Origin of the sequence: Paracoccus sp. (in: a-proteobacteria), from assembly GCF_030538495.1 — a bacterium.
GTDB lineage: Bacteria > Pseudomonadota > Alphaproteobacteria > Rhodobacterales > Rhodobacteraceae > Paracoccus.
In genome coordinates this window covers 40813-60261 of the sequence record NZ_JAUNTW010000010.1, presented here as the reverse complement: position 1 = coordinate 60261, position 19449 = coordinate 40813, and the positions used below count along the sequence as shown (strand labels likewise).

General features: G+C 62.8%; 20 protein-coding genes and 1 tRNA gene. 15 read left to right on the top strand and 6 right to left on the bottom strand.

From position 1 onward, the window contains the following. Positions 1–6 precede the first annotated feature (6 nt). On the top strand, positions 7–564 hold the full coding sequence (locus Q4G20_RS10935) for an NUDIX hydrolase (RefSeq protein WP_303343481.1): 558 nt from the start codon (positions 7–9) through the stop codon (positions 562–564). 4 nt (positions 565–568) lie between these two features. Here Q4G20_RS10935 and Q4G20_RS10930 read toward each other — a convergent pair. Then, a tRNA-Ser gene (locus Q4G20_RS10930) sits at positions 569–658 on the bottom strand. A gap of 101 nt (positions 659–759) precedes the next feature. Between Q4G20_RS10930 and Q4G20_RS10925 the strand changes: the two genes are divergently transcribed. The 5 genes from Q4G20_RS10925 (at position 760) to Q4G20_RS10905 (ending at position 6525) form a co-directional block, all read left to right on the top strand. Continuing rightward, positions 760–1614: a hypothetical protein gene (locus Q4G20_RS10925; RefSeq protein ID WP_303343480.1), complete on the top strand. Its 855-nt coding sequence runs from the start codon at positions 760–762 to the stop codon at positions 1612–1614. Then, positions 1611–2648 carry an NUDIX domain-containing protein gene (locus Q4G20_RS10920; protein ID WP_303343479.1) on the top strand — a complete coding sequence of 346 codons (1038 nt, stop codon included), beginning with the start codon at positions 1611–1613 and terminating at the stop codon, positions 2646–2648. The genes Q4G20_RS10925 and Q4G20_RS10920 overlap by 4 nt, the downstream gene beginning before the upstream one ends. A gap of 79 nt (positions 2649–2727) precedes the next feature. Beyond that, positions 2728–3759: a cysteine synthase A gene (locus Q4G20_RS10915; RefSeq protein ID WP_303343478.1), complete on the top strand. Its 1032-nt coding sequence runs from the start codon at positions 2728–2730 to the stop codon at positions 3757–3759. Positions 3760–3763: 4 nt separating this feature from the next. Beyond that, a complete protein-coding gene (locus Q4G20_RS10910; RefSeq protein ID WP_303343477.1) occupies positions 3764–6208 on the top strand; it encodes a DUF3772 domain-containing protein in 2445 nt (814 codons plus the stop codon). 20 nt (positions 6209–6228) lie between these two features. Next, complete coding sequence (locus Q4G20_RS10905) at positions 6229–6525, top strand: alkylphosphonate utilization protein (protein WP_303343476.1); 297 nt, start codon at positions 6229–6231, stop codon at positions 6523–6525. Here the strand turns inward: Q4G20_RS10905 and Q4G20_RS10900 are convergent, their stop codons facing one another. The 4 genes from Q4G20_RS10900 to Q4G20_RS10885 form a co-directional block, all read right to left on the bottom strand. After that, positions 6526–7158, bottom strand: a complete 633-nt coding sequence (locus Q4G20_RS10900; protein ID WP_303343475.1) for a trimeric intracellular cation channel family protein — start codon at positions 7156–7158, stop codon at positions 6526–6528. Continuing rightward, positions 7155–7604 (bottom strand): ribonuclease HI, encoded by a 450-nt coding sequence (gene rnhA / locus Q4G20_RS10895; protein ID WP_303343474.1) that lies wholly within the window; start codon positions 7602–7604, stop codon positions 7155–7157. The genes Q4G20_RS10900 and rnhA overlap by 4 nt, the downstream gene beginning before the upstream one ends. 127 nt (positions 7605–7731) lie before the next feature. Beyond that, positions 7732–8685 (bottom strand): 4-hydroxy-3-methylbut-2-enyl diphosphate reductase, encoded by a 954-nt coding sequence (gene ispH / locus Q4G20_RS10890; RefSeq protein WP_303343473.1) that lies wholly within the window; start codon positions 8683–8685, stop codon positions 7732–7734. Between the two features lie 9 nt (positions 8686–8694). After that, positions 8695–10140 (bottom strand): cobyric acid synthase, encoded by a 1446-nt coding sequence (locus Q4G20_RS10885; RefSeq protein WP_303343510.1) that lies wholly within the window; start codon positions 10138–10140, stop codon positions 8695–8697. 73 nt (positions 10141–10213) lie between these two features. Between Q4G20_RS10885 and secG the strand changes: the two genes are divergently transcribed. The 3 genes from secG to Q4G20_RS10870 all read left to right on the top strand — a co-directional run bounded on the left by secG (position 10214) and on the right by Q4G20_RS10870 (position 12825). Next, entirely contained in the window at positions 10214–10639 is a 426-nt protein-coding gene (gene secG, locus Q4G20_RS10880; RefSeq protein ID WP_303343472.1) for a preprotein translocase subunit SecG, read from the top strand. 147 nt (positions 10640–10786) lie between these two features. Next, positions 10787–12430, top strand: coding sequence for a CTP synthase (locus tag Q4G20_RS10875; protein ID WP_303343471.1), 1644 nt, complete (start codon positions 10787–10789; stop codon positions 12428–12430). After that, positions 12430–12825: a VOC family protein gene (locus tag Q4G20_RS10870; protein ID WP_303343470.1), complete on the top strand. Its 396-nt coding sequence runs from the start codon at positions 12430–12432 to the stop codon at positions 12823–12825. The genes Q4G20_RS10875 and Q4G20_RS10870 overlap by 1 nt, the downstream gene beginning before the upstream one ends. A gap of 250 nt (positions 12826–13075) precedes the next feature. Here Q4G20_RS10870 and parC read toward each other — a convergent pair whose 3' ends face one another. Further along, positions 13076–15319 (bottom strand): DNA topoisomerase IV subunit A, encoded by a 2244-nt coding sequence (parC, locus tag Q4G20_RS10865; RefSeq protein ID WP_303343469.1) that lies wholly within the window; start codon positions 15317–15319, stop codon positions 13076–13078. A 141-nt stretch (positions 15320–15460) separates the two neighbouring features. Between parC and Q4G20_RS10860 the strand changes: the two genes are divergently transcribed. The 6 genes from Q4G20_RS10860 to Q4G20_RS10835 all read left to right on the top strand — a co-directional run bounded on the left by Q4G20_RS10860 (position 15461) and on the right by Q4G20_RS10835 (position 19380). Continuing rightward, positions 15461–15946: an SH3 domain-containing protein gene (locus Q4G20_RS10860; RefSeq protein WP_303343468.1), complete on the top strand. Its 486-nt coding sequence runs from the start codon at positions 15461–15463 to the stop codon at positions 15944–15946. Beyond that, complete coding sequence (locus Q4G20_RS10855; RefSeq protein ID WP_303343467.1) at positions 15943–16776, top strand: SDR family NAD(P)-dependent oxidoreductase; 834 nt, start codon at positions 15943–15945, stop codon at positions 16774–16776. The genes Q4G20_RS10860 and Q4G20_RS10855 overlap by 4 nt, the downstream gene beginning before the upstream one ends. Positions 16777–16802: 26 nt before the next feature. Beyond that, complete coding sequence (locus Q4G20_RS10850; RefSeq protein WP_303343466.1) at positions 16803–17003, top strand: twin transmembrane helix small protein; 201 nt, start codon at positions 16803–16805, stop codon at positions 17001–17003. Further along, a complete protein-coding gene (locus Q4G20_RS10845) occupies positions 17003–17575 on the top strand; it encodes a cob(I)yrinic acid a,c-diamide adenosyltransferase (RefSeq protein WP_303343465.1) in 573 nt (190 codons plus the stop codon). Before Q4G20_RS10850 ends, Q4G20_RS10845 begins: the two co-directional genes overlap by 1 nt. Positions 17576–17695: 120 nt before the next feature. Continuing rightward, positions 17696–18454 carry an electron transfer flavoprotein subunit beta/FixA family protein gene (locus tag Q4G20_RS10840; protein ID WP_303343464.1) on the top strand — a complete coding sequence of 253 codons (759 nt, stop codon included), beginning with the start codon at positions 17696–17698 and terminating at the stop codon, positions 18452–18454. Next, positions 18454–19380, top strand: coding sequence for an electron transfer flavoprotein subunit alpha/FixB family protein (locus Q4G20_RS10835; RefSeq protein WP_303343463.1), 927 nt, complete (start codon positions 18454–18456; stop codon positions 19378–19380). The genes Q4G20_RS10840 and Q4G20_RS10835 overlap by 1 nt, the downstream gene beginning before the upstream one ends. Positions 19381–19449: the final 69 nt, after the last annotated feature.

The following is a 19449-nucleotide window of genomic DNA, read 5'->3' as shown; positions in this document are numbered from 1 at the left end:
GAGTATTTGGACACAGAAGAAGCCCCCTTTCACGGTGCGAAACTGTTGCTGTGCCATGATGGGGCGCTGTTAACCTATTTACGCGATGAACGACCCGACATTCCCTTTCCCGCGCATTGGGATTTGCCCGGCGGCGGCCGCGAAGGGACCGAGGATGCGCGCAGCTGCGCCCTGCGCGAACTGACCGAGGAATTCGGCCTGACCCTGCCCCCGGATCGCGTGCAGGGCCGCCCCTTTCCGTCGCATCAGGCGCCGGGGATGGTGTCGTGGCTGTTTTGGGGCAATCTGACGGCGGCCGACATTGCCGCCATCCGGTTCGGGGACGAAGGCCAATTCTGGCGTATGATGCCCATCGCGGATTATCTGGCCCATCCCCGCGCTGTGCCGCATTTTCAGCAATGGATCAGGTCGGTTCGGGATGCGACCGGATTTTGGCCGGGCACCACGCCGCCTGATTGGCTGAGCCATTCGCGTGATCCAAGCAACATCAATGAAAATACGCGCCGCAGCCTTGGCAGACAGGCTGCAACATCGCGCACAACTGTTGCCAGCACATATAAATGAATGATGGCGGAGAGGGTGGGATTCGAACCCACGGAACCCGTGAAGGCTCAACGGTTTTCGAGACCGCCCCGTTCGACCACTCCGGCACCTCTCCGCGCTTGGGTGGTGGCGGGGATGTAAAGGGATGGGGGTTGAAGTGCAAGGGGGTTTCATCGAAAAAATACGCGCAACGCAAAAAGATCGGGGTGCCGCGCGATGATACGGGTGATTTTGCTGCTGGCGGTGATCTTGGGCGCGGGGCTGGCCATGCCTGCGCAGGCCGCGCCGCCGTCGCGCGAACAGGCGCAGCTTCAACTAGATCGGCTGTGGTCGGTCATGGAGTTTGACGATATTATCGCCATTTTTCAACAGGAAGCGGAAACCGAGGCGCGCGCCATTGCGGATGATTTCATTCGCGGCGATCCCGGCCCGTGGATGGACAGCGTCGCGCGGATTCATGCGCCCGACCGGTTGCGCGCCCTGCTGCGGCAGGAATTTCACCATGCTTTGCAGACGGTTAACGCCGCGCAGACCGATGCGGCGCTGCATTTCTATGACAGCGCCTTGGGACGGCGCGTGATCGGGCTGGAAACATCGACGCGCCGCGCGATGCTGGACCCTGACATCGACGATCAGGCCCGCGCGCAGGTCGCCTTGGCCGATCTGACGAACGCCCCCCGTCTGGCGCAGATTCGCGCGCTGATCGACGCGGCCGATCTGGTTGACGCCAACACCGCGTCGGCGATGAATTCCAGCATCGCCTTTTCGCGCGGTCTGGCCCGTGGCGGCGCGCAGGACATGCCCCTGACGCTGGAGCAGTTGCTGAACGACACCTGGGCGCAGCGCGCCGACATCGAAACGCAGGCCCGCGACTGGCTGACGGCCTATTTCATGCTGGCCTATTCGCCGCTGGACGATGCGGAACTGGACCAGATCATCGCCTTTGCCGAAACGGCGGACAGCCGCGCGCTGATGGATGCGCTGTTTATGGGCTATGACGCGGTGTTCACGCGGCTGTCCTTTGATATGGGGATGGCGGCGGCGGTGCATATGCAGGGACAAGACCTATGATTCTATGCGGTATTCTGGCGGAACCGGCGATGCTGGCTGTGCTGGGTCTGTCGGGCGATGCGGTGATGATCGACGGGCATCTGCGCGGGGGCGCGCGGTCGGGGCTGGCGCGTCAGGGCTGGCCCACGCTGGCACCCGGCGGGCAGACGGCGGCGGTGCGGGTGGTGCCGAATCTGGCCGTGGCGCGCTATGCCGCCGTGATGGGGCTGACGCCGCGCGACACCGCGCAGGGGCCGGTTCTGGGGCTGGGCTGTGGCGGGGCGGATGGGCCGTGGCACCGCGATCTGGCGGTCGAGATCGCGCGCCAGCTGCTGGCCGCGCCCGCGCTGACGCCGCCTGATCTGCTGGCCGCGCGTCTGCCGATGATCGGGACATGGGCCAGCAGCCGGTTGCGCGCCATGAACGGGCCGGGATCGGGCGCGCCGGTGGTGGCCCCACGGGGCGCCGACGATGTGCAATGGCACGCCTGTAAAACCACCTATCAGGGGTTCTTTACCGCGCAGGAATGGCAGCTATCCCACCGTTTTCACAACGGAAAAATGGGTCCGGTCGTGAAGCGAGAGGCGTTTATTTCCGGCGATGCCGTTGTCATTCTGCCATGGGATCCGGTGCGGGATCGGGTGCTGGTCATCGAACAATTCCGCGTTATTCCGGCCCTGCGCGGCGACCCTCAGCCGTGGCAGATCGAAGCGATCGCGGGCCGCATTGACGCAGGGGAAACCCCGGAACAGGCCGGTATCCGCGAAGCCCGCGAAGAGGCCGCGTTAACCATCCGCGACCTGATCCCTGCGGCGCATGTCTATGCCAGCCCCGGAACGGTTACGGAATATCTGTATCAATTTGTAGGTATTACGGATTTGCCAGACGATGCCACCGGCGTTTACGGTCTGGAATCAGAGGCCGAGGATATTCGCGGCCATCTGCTGAACCGGCGGGATTTGTCGGATATGCTGGCAGCGGGACAGGTCAGCAACGGCCCGCTGGCGCTGTTGTCGCTGTGGCTGGACGCCAACCATGCGCGGCTGCGCGGCTGATGGGCCGGGGTTGCCCCCAAGGCCGTTGAATGTGTAGGTGTTTGCGAAATCTTAACCCTTTTGATGCAGGAACGGCCTTATGCGAATCTGTTCTGATCTGGCCGACGCCATCGGCAACACCCCTCTTATCCGCCTGAATCGCGCCAGCGATGAAACGGGCTGCGACATCTTGGGCAAGGCCGAATTCATGAATCCCGGCCAATCGGTTAAGGACCGCGCGGCGCTGTATATCATCCGCGACGCCGTGGCGCGTGGGCTGCTGAAACCGGGCGGAACGATTGTCGAAGGAACGGCGGGCAATACCGGCATCGGGCTGGCGCTTGTCGGGGCCTCGATGGGGTTCAAATCGGTGATCGTGATCCCCGAAACCCAAAGTCAGGAAAAGAAAGACATGCTGCGTCTGGCCGGCGCAACCTTGGTCGAGGTGCCGGCCGCCCCCTACAAAAACCCCAATAATTATGTGCATTATTCCGGGCGGTTAGCGGCAGAGCTGGCGAAAACCGAACCCAATGGCGCGATCTGGGCGAACCAGTTTGACAACACCGCCAACCGTCAGGCCCATATCGAAACCACGGGGCCGGAAATCTGGGAACAGACCGGCGGTAAGGTGGACGGTTTCGTCTGCGCGGTCGGCTCGGGCGGCACGCTGGCCGGGGTCGCCATGGCGCTGCAACCGCGCGGCGTGAAAATCGGTCTGGCCGATCCCGAAGGCGCGGCGCTGCATTCGTTCTATACCACCGGCGAATTCGACGCGCCCGGCAGTTCGATCACCGAAGGAATCGGCCAAGGCCGCATTACCGCGAATCTGGACGGCCTGACCCCCGATTTCAGCTGGCGAATCAGCGATGCCGAGGCGTTGCCCATCGTCTTTGACCTGCTGAAATACGAAGGTTTGTGTCTGGGCGGCTCGTCCGGCATCAACATTGCGGGCGCGGTTCGCATGGCGCGCGAAATGGGGCCGGGCCACACCATTGTGACGATCCTGTGCGATTACGGCACGCGCTATCAGACGAAATTGTTCAACCCGGAATTTCTGCGCGCCAAGGGACTGCCGGTGCCGGATTGGCTGACCAAAGACACGCCCACCCTGCCCGAAGTTTACCAAGATTGATCCTATGATGCGTTCGCTGATCGCCGTTCTGCTGACGGTTCTGGCCCTGATGTCCACCCCGGTTTTGGCGCAACAATCGCTGGGGCCGAATTATCCGGCATGGCAATTGCTGGCCGACCGGGCCGAAGCGATGGTGCTGGATCCCGATGCGTCATCGCAGGATCTGGCGCGGGCGCGGGCGCGGATGGTGAACTGGCGGGCGGATTTTCAGGCCGCCCAAACGATCAATTCTGAACGCATCACTTTGCTGCGAAATCAACTGGATGCGCTTGGCCCCGCACCCGAAGACGGCACCCCCGAGGCCGAGGACGTCGCCGCCCGCCGCGCCGAGCTGACCGAACAGCTGGCCACGGCAAGCGCCCCCCGCACCACCGCGACCGAGGCGCTAAGCCGTGCCAACACCATCATCGCCCAAATTGACGAAGTGATTCGCACCCGTCAGGCATTCGAACTGGCCCGCATGGTCGAATCGCCGCTGATGCCGTCCAGTTGGCCCGATGCGCTGACTGATGGCGCGCGTCTGACCGCAGGCGTGGCGGACGAATTAACCAGCATTGACGCAAATCGCTGGCAGGATTTGCGCCCCCGGATGCCGCGCGTTCTGGCGTTTTTGTTTTCCGCGATTCTGCTGCTGACCTATGGGCGGCAATGGGTGCAATCGCTGCCCTCGCGGCTGTCAGTCCAGACCTCGGCCCATACGCGGGCCGTGGTGGCCTTTATCGTATCGCTGGGCCAGATTGCGTTGCCGATGCTGGGGGTGGCACTGGCCATCAACGCTGTGCGCGCAACCGGGCTGTCGGGTCCGTGGACCACACCGATTTTGCAGGTGCTGCCCGTTGCCGGGGTGATTTTGTTCAGCGGGCTGTGGCTGGCGCGCCAGATTTTCCCCGCCGATGCCGTGGTTTACGACACAGTTAAGATGGCGCAAAAACCCCGGATCGCTGCGGGGCGGATGGTGAAAACTCTGTCGGGGCTGCTGGCGCTGCACTATATTCTGGGCCGCGCGGTGCTGCCCCTGTCGGGCCTGTTGGAACGCGGCACAACCACATCGGACCGCGTGCCGATGCAGTTTACCGAAACCGGCGCGGCGGTCTGGCATCTGGTGCTGATCGTGCTGGCGGCTCTGGCGCTGTTCCGTCTGGGAACGCTGATGCGCAAGCTGGATCAGGGCGACGTGGCCGACACGCTGTATCGGCACAAGGCACTGGCATGGTGCGGCGCGATTTCGCGGTTGGTGGCCGTTGTGGCCGTGGTCATCACCGCATTCGGTCTGATCAATCTGGGCAATTTTATCCTGTGGCCGTGGCTGATGACGCTGGCCTTGGTTGGTGCGTTGATTTTGTTGCAGGATTTCACGTCGGATGTCTTTGGCGCGCTGCAACGTGACCGCGACGGCGCGCGCGACGGTCTGGCACCGCTGCTGATCGGGCTGTCGCTGATGTTGGCCTCGGTGCCGCTGTTCATGATGATCTGGGGCGCCACGATTGACGAATTGGGCGAATACTGGATCCGCTTTCTGGCCGGGTTCAATCTGGGCGGGGTGCGGCTGTCTCCCAGTGCGATCCTGACATTTCTGATCATCTTTTCAATCGGTTACACGATTACCCGCGCCGTGCAGGGCGGGTTGCGCGGATCCATCCTGCCCAAAACGCGGCTGGATGCGGGCGGGCAAAACGCAGTCGTCGCGGGCGTGGGTTACATCGGGATTGTGGTTGCGGCACTGCTGGCAATCACATCCGCGGGGATCGACCTGTCGGGCATCGCACTGGTTGCGGGTGCGCTGTCGGTGGGCATCGGCTTTGGCCTGCAAAACATCGTGTCGAACTTTATTTCCGGGATCATTCTGCTGATCGAACGCCCGGTCAGCGTCGGCGACTGGATCAGCGCGGGCGGCCAGCAGGGCATCGTGAAGCAAATTTCGGTGCGATCCACCCGCGTCGAAACCTTTGACCGGACCGAGGTGATCGTCCCCAACAGCGACCTGATCAGCCAGCCCGTGACCAACTGGACGCGCGGCAATACGATGGGCCGGATCATCATCCCCGTGGGCGTCGCCTATGGCAGCGACACCCGCCGGGTTCAGGACATCTTGCTGTCGATCATCGCGGATCACCCGCTGGTCACGATTGATCCACCGCCCTTTGTGCTGCTGCGGTCCTTCGGTGCGGATTCCATCAATTTTGAGGTTCGGGCGATTCTGTCCGATATCGGGTCGGGCATGGGCGTCACCTCCGAGGTGCTGCACCAGATCGCCGAACGATTCACCGCCGAAGGCATCGAGCTGCCCCACCCGCAGCGCGACCTGTGGATTCGCAACCCCGAAGATCTGGCCATGGCATCCCACGCCATCGACAACCCGCAGGCCAAGGACATCTTAAAGGATCTGGGCGAAACCCGGTCAAAACAATGGGTTCAGCCCGCGCAGCGCGAACTGCCCGACGACGACTAAGCCGACAGAAAGGATACCACATGGCCGATGATGATTATGTCTATGACGAGGTAACCGGCGAATGGCGCCCCGCCTCTGAACTGGCGGCCGAGGCTGCGGCGGCGGGTATCGTCCGCGACAGCGCCGGCAATGAACTGGCCGACGGCGATCAGGTCACGCTGATCAAAGACCTCAAGGTCAAAGGCACCAGCACCACGCTAAAACAAGGCACGGTGATCCGATCGATCCGCCTAACCGACAACCCGGACGAAGTGGATTGCCGCCATGACAGTATCCGCGGTCTTGTCCTGCGCACGGAATTTCTGCGCAAACGCTGATTAAACGCGGGGTGGGCGCGGCTTATACAGCGGCAGCGACCACCCCCAGATCATACTGCCCAGCCGCAGCGCCAGCGTGGCCAGCCCGCAACCCAACAGCGCCACCGGCTGCGGCAGCCCCAGCCAGACCAGCCCCACCGCCATCATTGCCCCGCCAAAGGCCGCGGTGATATACAATTCGCCCTGCCGGAAAATCACCGGAACTTCGTTGCCGACCACATCGCGCATCAGCCCGCCAAAGGTGCCGGTCGCGATCCCCATAATCACCACGATCACCGCCGGAACGCCCATACCCAGCGCGACCCCAACCCCCGCAGGCACCGCAATCGCCAGCGCAAAAGCATCCAGCCAAACCAATGTTTTCGCGCGACTTTCCAGCAAATGCGCGGTCCAAAACACCACAATCGCCGCCGCCGCCGCCATGACAATCAGCGACGGTCGCGCGACCCAGACCAACACATCGCGATCCAGCATCAAATCGCGCAGCGTGCCGCCCCCCAACGCGGTTAACGCCGCCATGAACACAAAGCCCGTCACATCCAACTGCTTGCGGCTGGCGACCAAGGCACCGGTCAGGGCAAAAATCAACGCCGACGCATAATCCAACGCCAGAACCAGCCCGGCGGCGGTCATTTGAACGGCTCCATCCCGGCGCGCGCCAATTCGTCGGCGCGTTCGTTTTCCGCATGACCGGCGTGCCCCTTGATCCAGCGCCATTCAACGCGATGCTGGGCCTGAGCCGCGTCCAGCCGCTGCCATAATTCGACGTTTTTCACGGGCTTACGATCCGCCGTGCGCCAGCCATTGCGTTTCCAGCCATGGATCCACTGCGTCACACCATTTTTGACATAGGCGCTGTCGGTCACCACCACGATGTCGCTGGACCGGGTCAGCGCCTCAAGGGCCGAAATCGCGGCCATCAGCTCCATCCGGTTGTTGGTGGTGTCAGGCTCGCCGCCCTGCAATTCGCGTTCCTTGACAATACGGTCCCCGTCCAGCGCGCGCATCAACACGCCCCAGCCACCGGGGCCGGGATTGCCGCTGCACGCGCCATCGGTCCATGCGAATAACTCAGCCATGCGCGGCCACACCTCTTGAACCGTTTGCGATCACACAGCCGCTGAATAAATGTCGCATGGAATACAGCGTCATGGTTATCTTCTGTGCATAAATATCCCGGGGGTGCGGGGGCTGGCCCCCGCGGCGTCAGGTTTCGCGCAACACGCGCGGCACTTTGAATTCGATGTTTTCCTGCGCGGTTTCGACGATTTCGACCGATAAATCGTAACGATCGCGAAAAGCGTCGATGACCTCATTCACCAAGACCTCGGGCGCGCTTGCCCCGGCGGTGACGCCGACCGCGCGTGCGCCGGACATGGCGCGCCAGTCGATTTCATCCGCGCGCATCACCAGTTGGGAATAGGCGCAGCCTTCGGCGCGGCCCACCTCGACCAGCCGTTTTGAATTTGACGAATTGGGCGCGCCAATGACCAGCAGCGCGTCGATCAGGGGCGCAACCGCCTTGACGGCCGCCTGACGGTTGGTCGTGGCATAGCAAATATCCTCTTTCGCGGGGCCGACGATGGCCGGGAACCGCGCGTGCAAGGCCGCGACGATGGCCGCCGTATCGTCCACCGACAAGGTGGTTTGCGTGATAAAGGCCAGACGCTGCGGGTCGCGCGGTTCAATCACGGCGACATCGGCGACGGTTTCGACCAAGATCACTTCGCCATCGGGCAGTTGGCCCATGGTGCCCAACACCTCGGGGTGGCCGGCATGGCCGATCATCACCATTTGCAGGCCATCGGCGTGATGGCGTTCGGCCTCGACATGCACTTTGCTGACCAGCGGACAGGTGGCGTCCACGAACACCATGTCGCGGCGGCGGGCCTCGGCCGGGACGGATTTCGGCACGCCATGCGCCGAGAATATCACCGGGCGGTCATCGGGGCATTCGTCCAATTCCTCGACAAAGACCGCGCCTTTGTCGCGCAGGCTGTCCACGACATATTTGTTATGCACGATTTCGTGGCGGACAAAGACCGGAGCGCCCCATTTTTGCAGGGCCATCTCTACGATTTTGATGGCGCGATCGACACCGGCGCAAAACCCGCGCGGCGCGGCCAGATACAGGGTCAGAGGGGGCTTAGCGTGTTCCATGTCCCTGCCCTAACCCGGCGCGGCTTGCTGTGCAACCGACAGCAAGCCGTCCACATCCATATGTGCGTCGATATGATCGGCCAGATCATTCAGCGCCTGATCAACCCCCATTTCGTAACCGGGGGCGGATGCCACCCCCAGCCGCGCCAGATAGGCCGCGCGGAACGCGTCATCCGAAAACAGCCCATGCAGATAGGTGCCGCAGATGCGCCCGTCCCCGCTGATCGCGCCGTCCGGGTGGGGGATATGCGCGAAAGGCCGCGCGCAATCGGGGCCGTCGCTGCGCCCGATATGGATTTCGTATCCCGCGACCGGCTGGCCCAGCGCCTGACCCGTCGCGCGCGTCACGCGTTTGTCCGCCGCCATGACGGTATCGACGGCCAACAGGCCCAGCCCCGCGACCTGCCCCGCCGCTCCGTCCGCGCCGCCTGCATCGGTAATGCTGCGCCCCAGCATCTGATAGCCGCCGCAGATTCCCAGCACATGCCCGCCCCGCCGGATATGCGCGGCCAGATCAATGTCCCAGCCCTGCGCGCGCAGAAAGGCCAGATCGCCCAGCGTGGATTTGCTGCCCGGAATGATGACCAGCGCGGCATCGCCGGGGATCGCCTGACCCGCGCGCAGCATGGTTAACCGCACCCCCGGTTCAGCGGCCAGAGGGTCCAGATCGTCGAAATTGGCGATTCGCGACAGGGTCAGGCAAACGACATGCACCCCCTGCCCCGACGCGCCGCGCAGATCCACGGCGTCCTCGGCGGGCAGGCGATGCGCGCCGGGAAACCACGGCAAAACGCCAAAGCCGCGCCAGCCGGTGCGGTCGGCAATCATCTGATAGCCGTCGTCAAACAGCCGGGGATCGCCGCGAAATTTGTTCACCAAAAACCCGCGCACCATGGCCGCGTCGTCCGCATCCATGACGGCCTGAGTGCCAACGATCTGCGCGATGACTCCGCCCCGGTCGATGTCCCCGGCCAGCACCACCGGCACCCCGGCGGCGCGGGCAAATCCCATATTGGCAATGTCGCGGGGACGCAGGTTGATTTCCGCCGGGCTGCCTGCGCCTTCGACAATCACCAGATCATGCGCGGCAGACAGGCGGTGAAAACTGTCCAGCACCGCGCCCAGCAATTGCGGTTTCAGCGCCGCATAATCGCGCGCCTGCGCCCGGCCAATGGCGCGGCCCTGAACGATGACCTGCGACCCGGTGTCGGTTTCGGGCTTCAGCAGCACCGGGTTCATATCGGTATGCGCGTCCAACCCGCAGGCCCGCGCCTGCAACGCCTGCGCGCGACCAATTTCGCCGCCATCCACCGTCACAGCGGCATTGTTCGACATATTTTGCGGTTTAAAGGGCGCAACCGACAACCCGCGACGCCGCGCGCAACGGCATAAACCCGCCACCAGCAGCGATTTCCCGACATTCGAGCCGGTCCCCTGTATCATCACCGCAACCATTTTCGACACTTTGCTTGCCTTCACCCGTTTCGATGACTAGATAGGCGCGTCCGCAAATGAAAGGCCCATTTCCGTGGAAAACGTCCTGTTGACCGTTCACCTGATTCTGGCAGTCCTGCTGACCGGGGTTGTGTTGCTGCAACGCTCCGAAGGTGGTGGGCTTGGCATGGGGGGCGGCGGCGGCGCCGGTGGCGTCATGACCGGCCGTCAGGCGGCGAATACGCTGACCAAACTGACCTGGGTGTTCGGGATCGCGATTTTCTGCACCTCGATCGGGTTGACGGTGATGGCGGCGCGTCAGGCGACCGGCACGTCGATCATGGATCAGCTGGGCGCTCCGGCTCCGGCCACGCAAACCGTGCCGTCGCTGCCGACCTATACGCCCCCGCCCGCAACCAGCGGTGATCCGCTGACCCCGCCCGCGCCCGACGCGCCGGCACCTGCGGCGACGGCTCCGGCTCCGGCGGGTGATCCGCTGACGCCGCCGCCGGCCAACTGAACCCATCCTGTCGGGGCGGCGCGATCCGCCCCTGTTGCATTTTGCGGTCCGTTGCGACCACGGGGTAAATCGGTTAGGATCTAAGCCCCGTGATACCGTGCGTTCGGACGGTCCGCATTGATTCGAAATTCCATCACGGGGGCCAGCATGGCGCGTTATGTTTTCATCACCGGCGGCGTGGTTTCATCGCTTGGCAAGGGGCTGGCATCGGCCGCCTTGGGCGCGCTGTTGCAGGCCCGCGGCTACACGGTGCGGCTGCGCAAACTGGACCCCTATCTGAATGTGGACCCCGGCACCATGTCGCCGTTCGAACATGGCGAAGTCTTCGTGACCGATGACGGCGCCGAAACCGATCTGGATCTGGGCCATTACGAACGCTTTACCGGCGTTTCCGCGCGCCGCACCGATTCGGTATCGTCGGGCCGCATCTATTCCACCGTTCTGGAAAAGGAACGCCGCGGCGAATATCTGGGCAAAACCATTCAGGTGATCCCGCATGTCACCAATGAAATCAAAGACTTTCTGGCCATTGGCGAAGACGAAGTTGATTTCATGCTGTGCGAAATCGGCGGCACCGTGGGCGACATCGAAGGCCTGCCCTTTTTCGAAGCGATCCGCCAATTCGCCCAAGACCGCCCCCGTGGTCAGTGCATTTTCATGCATCTGACCCTGCTTCCGTGGCTGGCCGCGTCGGGCGAATTGAAAACCAAACCGACCCAGCACAGCGTCAAGGAATTGCGCAGCATCGGCATTGCCCCCGATGTTCTGGTCTGCCGCAGCGAACAGCCGATCCCGGAAAAGGAACGCGCGAAAATCGCGCTGTTCTGCAATGTGCGCCCGGATGCCGTGATCCCCGCCTATGACCTGAAATCCATTTACGAAGCGCCCTTGGCCTATCACCGGGTCGGGCTGGACCGGGCGGTTCTGGACGCGTTCCAGATCAGCCCCGCCCCTCGTCCCGACCTGTCGAAATGGGAAGACGTGATGGACCGGCTGGACAATGCCGAAGGTCAGGTGCGCATCGCCGTGGTCGGCAAATACACCCAGCTTGAGGACGCCTATAAGTCGATCTCCGAGGCGCTGACCCATGGCGGTATGGCCAACCGCGTGCGCGTCAAAACCGAATGGGTGGACAGCGAAAAACTGGAACGCGACGGCGCGCGGCTGCTGGACGGGTTCCACGGCATCATCGTTCCCGGAGGCTTTGGCGAACGCGGCACCGAAGGCATGATCGCCGCCGCGAAATACGCCCGCGAAAAAAAGGTGCCGTATCTGGGCATCTGTCTGGGGATGCAAATGGCCGTGATCGAGGCCGCGCGCAATCTGGCCAATATGCCCGACGCCGGTTCCGAAGAATTCGACCACGAAGCTGGCGAAACCCGTTTCACCCCCGTGGTGTATCACCTCAAGGAATGGGTGCAGGGCAATTACACCGTGAAACGCAAGGTTGGCGACGACAAAGGCGGCACGATGCGGCTGGGCGCCTATACCGCCGTGCTGACCCCCGATTCGCGCGTGTCGCAAGTCTATGACGGCGCTTTGGAAATCGAAGACCGCCACCGTCACCGGTATGAAGTGGACGCGAAATATCGCGAACAGCTGGAACAAGCGGGCCTGCGCTTTTCCGGCATGTCGCCCGATGGCAAACTGCCCGAGGTGGTCGAATACGCCGATCACCCGTGGTTCATCGGTGTGCAATCGCATCCCGAACTGAAATCCAAACCGTTTGAACCCGCCCCTCTGTTCGCGGGCTTTATCCGCGCCGCCATGGACGAAGGGCGGCTGGTCTGATGGCAAAATACATCCACAGCATGATCCGCGTTCTGGATGAGACCCGCTCGGTCGCGTTTTATGAACGCGCCTTCGGCTTGCGCGTAGCGCAGCGGCTGGATTTTGACGCCTTTACGCTGGTCTATCTGGCCAATGACGACAGCGAAACCGAACTGGAACTGACGATCAATAAAGGGCGGACCGAACCCTATGATCTGGGCGACGGCTATGGCCATATCGCGTTTTCGGTCGCCAATCTGGACGCCGAACATGCGCGCATGACGGCCGAAGGTCTGAACCCGCGCAAGCCGGTGGATTTTGCCCCGGGTGGCGAGGTGATCGCCCGGTTCTTTTTCATCCAAGACCCCGACGGATACGAAATCGAGGTGCTGCAACGCGCCGGCCGTTACAAATAACCCCGCAGCGCCGAACTTTTTTGCCTCCGGCGGGGATATTTTAACCAAGATGAAAGGTTTACCTGCCATACCGAATGGGCGGTACAGGCGGGGACGCCGATGACCGCCCAAGGTGAAAGCGCCCGGCCGATGCGTCTGACGCCCAAGGCCGGGCGTGATCCCCTCTTTCATCTTGGTGCAAATATCCTGGGGGAACCTGCCGCGCCCGCGGCAGGTGGGGGCAACGCCCCCAGCCCGCTATCCGTCAGCGTCACGCGAACCGATTATCCCGCGGAAACCCGCGCGGGGCCATGCGCCCGGCACTGGCGCGTTTGCCCAGCCATTCCGTCAGATCCGATTCCGTGCGGGTTTTGCCGCCGGTCATCGGCCAGCTCAGCCCCTGTTCCAGCGTCACGAAACAGGCATCCGACAATTGGCTGTCGGCCAGCAAACCGCCGCCGTCGCGGTATTTTTGCAGCCGCACGCCCTTGCCCCGCGCCATTTCGGGCAGGTCCGACAGCGGGAACACCAGCATTTTGCGGTTGCTGCCGATGACGGCGACGTGATCGCCCGACACCGCGCGGCACAGCAGCGCATCACCGTTCAGCACCTGTTTGCCGGTTTTGGTCTGCGCCAGAATATCGCCCGCGCCGACGATAAACCCGTCCCCCGCGCGCGAGGCGACCAGATATTTTTCACCCTCGCGCCACGGGAACATGGCGATCACCTCGGCCTCGTTCGGCAGGTCGATCATCAGGCGCAGAGGCTCGCCCATGCCGCGCCCGCCGGGCAGGTTCGTGGCGGGCAAGGTATAGAACCGGCCATTCGACGCGAACACCATCAGTTTGTCGGTGGTTTCGGCGTGGATGGCGAAACCGGGGCCGTCGCCGTCTTTGAATTTCAGTTCGGCGTCCAGCGGCTGATGCCCCTTCATCGACCGGATCCAGCCCATTTTCGACAAGATCACCGTCAGAGGTTCGCGTTCGATCATCGAATCCAGATCAATGACGGGGGTGTCGCTGGCCTCGGCCAAGGTGGTGCGGCGCTGACCGGCGGGGGTGGATTTGCCGAACATGGTGCGCACATCGCGCAACTGATCGCTGATGCGGGACCATTGCGCGCCGTCATCGGCCAGCATCGCGCGCAATTCGTCGCGTTCCGCCATCAGGTTGTCGCGTTCGGCGCGCAGTTCGATTTCTTCCAGCTTGCGCAGGGCGCGCAGGCGCATGTTCAGGATCGCCTCGACCTGAACATCGGACAGGCCAAATTCGGCCATCATCACGGCTTTGGGATCGTCTTCGTGCCGGATAATCTCGATCACGCGGTCAAGGTTCAGATAGGCGACCAGATAGCCTTCCAGAACGGTCAGACGCGCGGCGATTTTGTCCAGCCGGTAATTCGCGCGCCGGATCAGCACCTCGCGGCGGTGATCGAGAAACGCGCGCAGCACCTGTTTCAGGCTGCACACCTGCGGCACGCGCCCGTCGATCAGCACGTTCATATTCAGGTTAAAGCGGATTTCCAGATCGCTGACCCGGAACAGCGCGGCCATCAGTTGATCGGGGTCAACCGCGCGGGTTTTGGGTTCCAGAACGATACGAATATCTTCGGCGGATTCGTCGCGGACATCGGCAAGGATCGGGATTTTCCGCGTCTGGATCAGTTCGGCCAGCCGTTCGATCAGCTTGGATTTCTGCACCTGATAGGGGATTTCGGTGACGACGATCTGCCACTGACCGCGGCCCAGATCCTCTTGTTCCCAACGGGCGCGCAGGCGGAACGCGCCGCGCCCGGTGCGATAGGTTTCGGCAATCGAATCGCGGCTTTCGACCAGCACGCCGCCAGTTGGAAAGTCGGGGCCGTTGATGATCCCGGCCAGCGTGTCGTCGCGGGCATCGGGCGTTTTGATCAGATGCAGGCAGGCGTCGATGACTTCGTGCAGGTTATGGGGCGGGATGTTGGTGGCCATACCCACCGCAATGCCCGACGCGCCATTCGCCAACAGGTTCGGAAAAGCCGACGGCAAAACAACGGGTTCGGTCAGCGTGCCGTCGTAATTGGCGCGGAAATCAACCGCATCTTCGGCCAAACCATCCATCAGGGTTTCCGATGTCTGGGCCAGTCGCGCCTCGGTATAGCGGGCGGCGGCGGGGTTGTCGCCGTCGATATTGCCAAAGTTGCCCTGCCCGTCCACCAGAGGATAGCGCATGGCAAAATCCTGCGCCAACCGCGCCATGGCGTCGTAAATCGCGGCATCGCCATGCGGGTGATAGTTGCCCATCACATCGCCGGTAATTTTCGCCGATTTACGGAACGCGCCGTTCGGGGCCAGCCGCAATTCGCGCATTGCAAACAGGATGCGGCGATGCACAGGCTTCAGCCCGTCGCGGGCATCGGGCAAGGCGCGGTGCATGATCGTGGACAGCGCATAGGTCAGATACCGTTCGCCAATCGCGCGGCTGAGCGGTTCAGAATGCAGGCTATCGTCGGGTTCGGTGGGCAGATCATCAGACATAGGCGGGGGAATACGCGCCCGGACCGCCCCGGTCCAGATCAATTTCCGCCGATACGCAGCGGAACATCACACCAGATGTCGCGTTAGGACCGCAGGCACGGTAAAGCGGCGGGATATCCGCCAAGAAATGCAGGACGGGACATGTTGCGATTGGGTCTATTGCTGGTGGTCACTTTGGTGGCGATGTTTGGCGTTCTGTCGGTGATGGGGGGCGATGATCTGCGATCCGCGCGTCGCCCCGCGCCAGAACCGGTGCCGGTTGTGGAAACCACGCCGGTTCCCGCACCTGTGGCCGAACCTGAAGTTGTCACGACCGAACAGACGCCGGAACAGGTGCAGCAATTCCCCGGCCCGGCCCTGCGGTCATCGCCGGAATATGCGGGCCGCGATGTGGCACCCGCTGCCGCCGTCACCGCCCTGCCCGACAGTGATTTGCCGGTGATGATGGTCACAGGCAATCGGGTGAATTTCCGCTCTGGTCCATCGACGAATGATGGCGTAGTGGGCGCCTTGACAAATGGCGCACGGGTTCACGCAATTGGGCCAACCGATGCCGCTTGGGTCAATATTCGTGACGCACAAGGACGCGAGGGGTTCATGTCCAGCCAGTTTCTGTCCCTGCAATGACAACCAAGCCCAAGGGCCGCGTTCTGATCACCGGCTGTTCGTCGGGCATCGGGCTGGACGCCGCACGGCGTCTGCATCATTTAGGTTGGCAGGTCGTTGCCACCTGCCGCAAACCCGATGACATCGCCGCCCGCCGGGCCGAAGGGATGGAGTGTTTGCATCTGGAATTGTCCGACCCGGACAGCGTGGCGGCCTGTGCGCAGGCGGCCTTGGCTGGGGGGCGGATCGACGCGCTGATCAACAACGCGGCCTTTGCCCTGCCCGGCGCGGTCGAGGATATTCCCCGCGACGGCCTGCGCGCGATATTCGAAGCGAATCTGTTCGGCACTCATGACCTGACCACCCGGCTGATCCCGCATTTTCGTGACCATGGCGGGCGAATCATCAGCATCAGTTCGGTTCTGGGCATGGTCGGGATCACATGGCGCGGCCCCTATGTCGCGACGAAATTCGCGCTTGAAGGGCTGACCGATGTTCTGCGGCTGGAAATGCACGACACCCCGGTCAAGGTCATTCTGATCGCCCCCGGCCCCATTGCCAGCCATATTCGCGCAAACGCCATCCCGCATTTTGAACGCTGGGTTGATTGGCAAAACAGCGCGCGCGCCGATCAATATCGCGGCGGGTTGCTGGCGCGGCTGTATGACAACAGCGGCAAAAAGGACCGCTTTCAACTGCCCGCATCCGCGGTCAGCGACCGGATTATCCGCGCCTTGACCGCGCGCAACCCCTCGCCCCGGTATTACGTCACCACGCCGACATGGCTTGCCGGGATTGGGCGGCGGGTGCTGTCCACGCGCATACTGGACGTCATCGCCCGGCGCGGCTAGGTTATCCGCATCGAAAGGCGGTGCATATGTCCACCAATATTGGCCTGATCGCGGTTGCCATTCTGTGCGCCGCCGTTGTCGCGGTGCTGGTTCTGGGCATCGGAAAATTCATGCGCAACAAAGGCGCGAACCCATCCGCCAGCAACAAAATGATGCGGTGGCGTCTGATTTTACAGGCGGGGGCCGTGGTGTTGTTAATCCTCATTTCCTATCTGGCGGCAGGCTGATGGTTGTTCTGAACAAAATCTATACCCGCACCGGGGATAAGGGCGACACCGCGCTGTCGGATGGCAGCCGGGTGGCGAAACATGACGCGCGGGTCGAAGCCTATGGCACGGTGGACGAACTGAACGCGACGCTGGGCCTGTGCCGGTTGCACGCCGATGTGACCATGGGCGACCGGCTGGCGGTGATTCAGAACGACCTGTTCGATCTGGGCGCGGATCTGTCGCGCCCGAACATGGCCGCCGACTCTGACGCGGGCTATCCGGTGCTGCGCATGATCGACGCGCAGGTGGACCGGCTGGAAACCGAAATCGACGCGATGAACGCGCCACTGGAACCTCTGCGCAGTTTCATCCTGCCCGGAGGGTCGGTTCTGGCCGCGCATCTGCATCTGTCGCGCACCGTCGCGCGCCGCGCCGAACGCTGCGCCACGCGGCTGGCACAGGCCGATGACGCGAACCCTGCGGCGATTCGGTATCTGAACCGGCTGTCGGATTGGCTGTTCGTGGCCGCGCGTGTGGCCAATGAAAACGGCACCAATGACGTGTTATGGGTGCCGGGCGGCAGCCGTTAGCGCCCACAAAAGGGCAGATGGGCTGACCCATTAGGCCAAATCGCATTTTTCCCCTGTTATTGCGGCGCGACCACCGTTAAAAAATGTCGCAGATATGACGCAATTTAGGGAGAGAGGCGCATGAAAGTCCTCGTGCCGGTCAAGCGCGTGATCGACTATAACGTGAAGGCCCGTGTCAAAGCGGACGGATCGGGTGTTGATCTGGCGAATGTCAAAATGTCGATGAACCCCTTTGACGAAATCGCCGTGGAAGAGGCGATCCGCCTGAAAGAAAAAGGCGCCGCGACCGAGGTCGTTGCCGTCAGCATCGGCGTGAAACAGGCCGCCGAAACGCTGCGCACCGCCTTGGCCATGGGGGCCGACCGCGCGATTCTGGTCGTCGCCGCCGATGATGTGCATCAGGACATCGAACCGCTGGCCGTCGCCAAAATCCTGAAAGCCGTGGTTGATGCCGAACAGCCGCAACTGGTCATCGCCGGGAAACAGGCGATCGACAACGACATGAACGCGACGGGTCAGATGCTGGCCGCTCTGTTGGGCTGGGGTCAGGCGACCTTTGCCAGCAAGGTGGACATCGACGGCGACAAAGCCGTTGTGACCCGCGAAGTGGACGGCGGTCTGCAAACGATCAGCGTCACCCTGCCCGCGATTGTGACGGCGGACCTGCGCCTGAACGAACCGCGCTATGCGTCGCTGCCCAACATCATGAAGGCCAAGAAAAAGCCGTTGGACGAAAAAACCGCCGCCGATTACGGCGTCGATGTCACCCCGCGCCTGACCGTGGTTTCCACCAAGGAACCCGAAGGCCGCAAGGCGGGCATCAAGGTGGGTTCGGTTGACGAACTGGTCGCGAAACTGAAAGAAGCGGGGGTTGTGTGATGGCTGTTCTTCTTCTGGGTGAGGTTACCGGCGGCGTTCTGAACCGCGATGCCACGGCGAAAGCTGTGAATGCCGTCAAAGGCTTGGGCGATGTCACCGTGCTGTGCGCCGGTGCATCCGCGCGCGACGCCGCGGCAGAAGCTGCGAAAATCGACGGCGTGGCCCGCGTGCTGGTCGCCGAAGATGCGCGTTACGGTCACCGTCTGGCTGAACCGACCGCTGCGCTGATCGTGTCGCTGGCGGGCGATTATTCGCATATCGTCGCCCCGGCGACGACTGATGCGAAAAACGTCATGCCGCGCGTGGCCGCGCTGCTGGATGTGATGGTGATTTCGGACGTGTCGGGCGTGGTGGACGCCGATACCTTTGAACGCCCCGTTTACGCGGGCAACGCGATCCAGACGGTGAAATCGTCGGACGCGAAAAAGGTCATGACCATCCGCACCGCGTCGTTTGACGCCGCCGGTGCTGGCGCGGACGCCGCCGTGTCGGATGCGACGCTGGCCGATGATCCGGCGCTGTCGGCCTGGGTCGCGGACGAAGTGGCGAAATCCGACCGCCCCGAGCTGACCTCGGCCGGGCGTGTGGTCTCGGGCGGTCGCGCTTTGGGGTCCAAGGAACAGTTCGCGCTGATCGAAACGCTGGCCGACAAGCTGGGCGCCGCCGTTGGCGCATCGCGCGCAGCGGTCGATTCGGGCTATGCCCCGAACGATTGGCAGGTCGGCCAGACCGGTAAAGTCGTGGCCCCGGAACTGTATGTCGCCGTCGGTATTTCCGGCGCGATTCAGCACCTTGCCGGGATGAAAGACAGCAAAGTCATCGTCGCGATCAACAAAGACGAAGAAGCCCCGATTTTCCAAGTCGCGGATTACGGGCTGGTCGGCGACCTGTTCACCGTCGTGCCGGAACTGACTGAAAAGCTGTGATTTCGGGGGATTACCCCCTGACATCATCCGGCGGGGCGTCACAGCCCCGCCTTTTTTATTGGCGGCGCG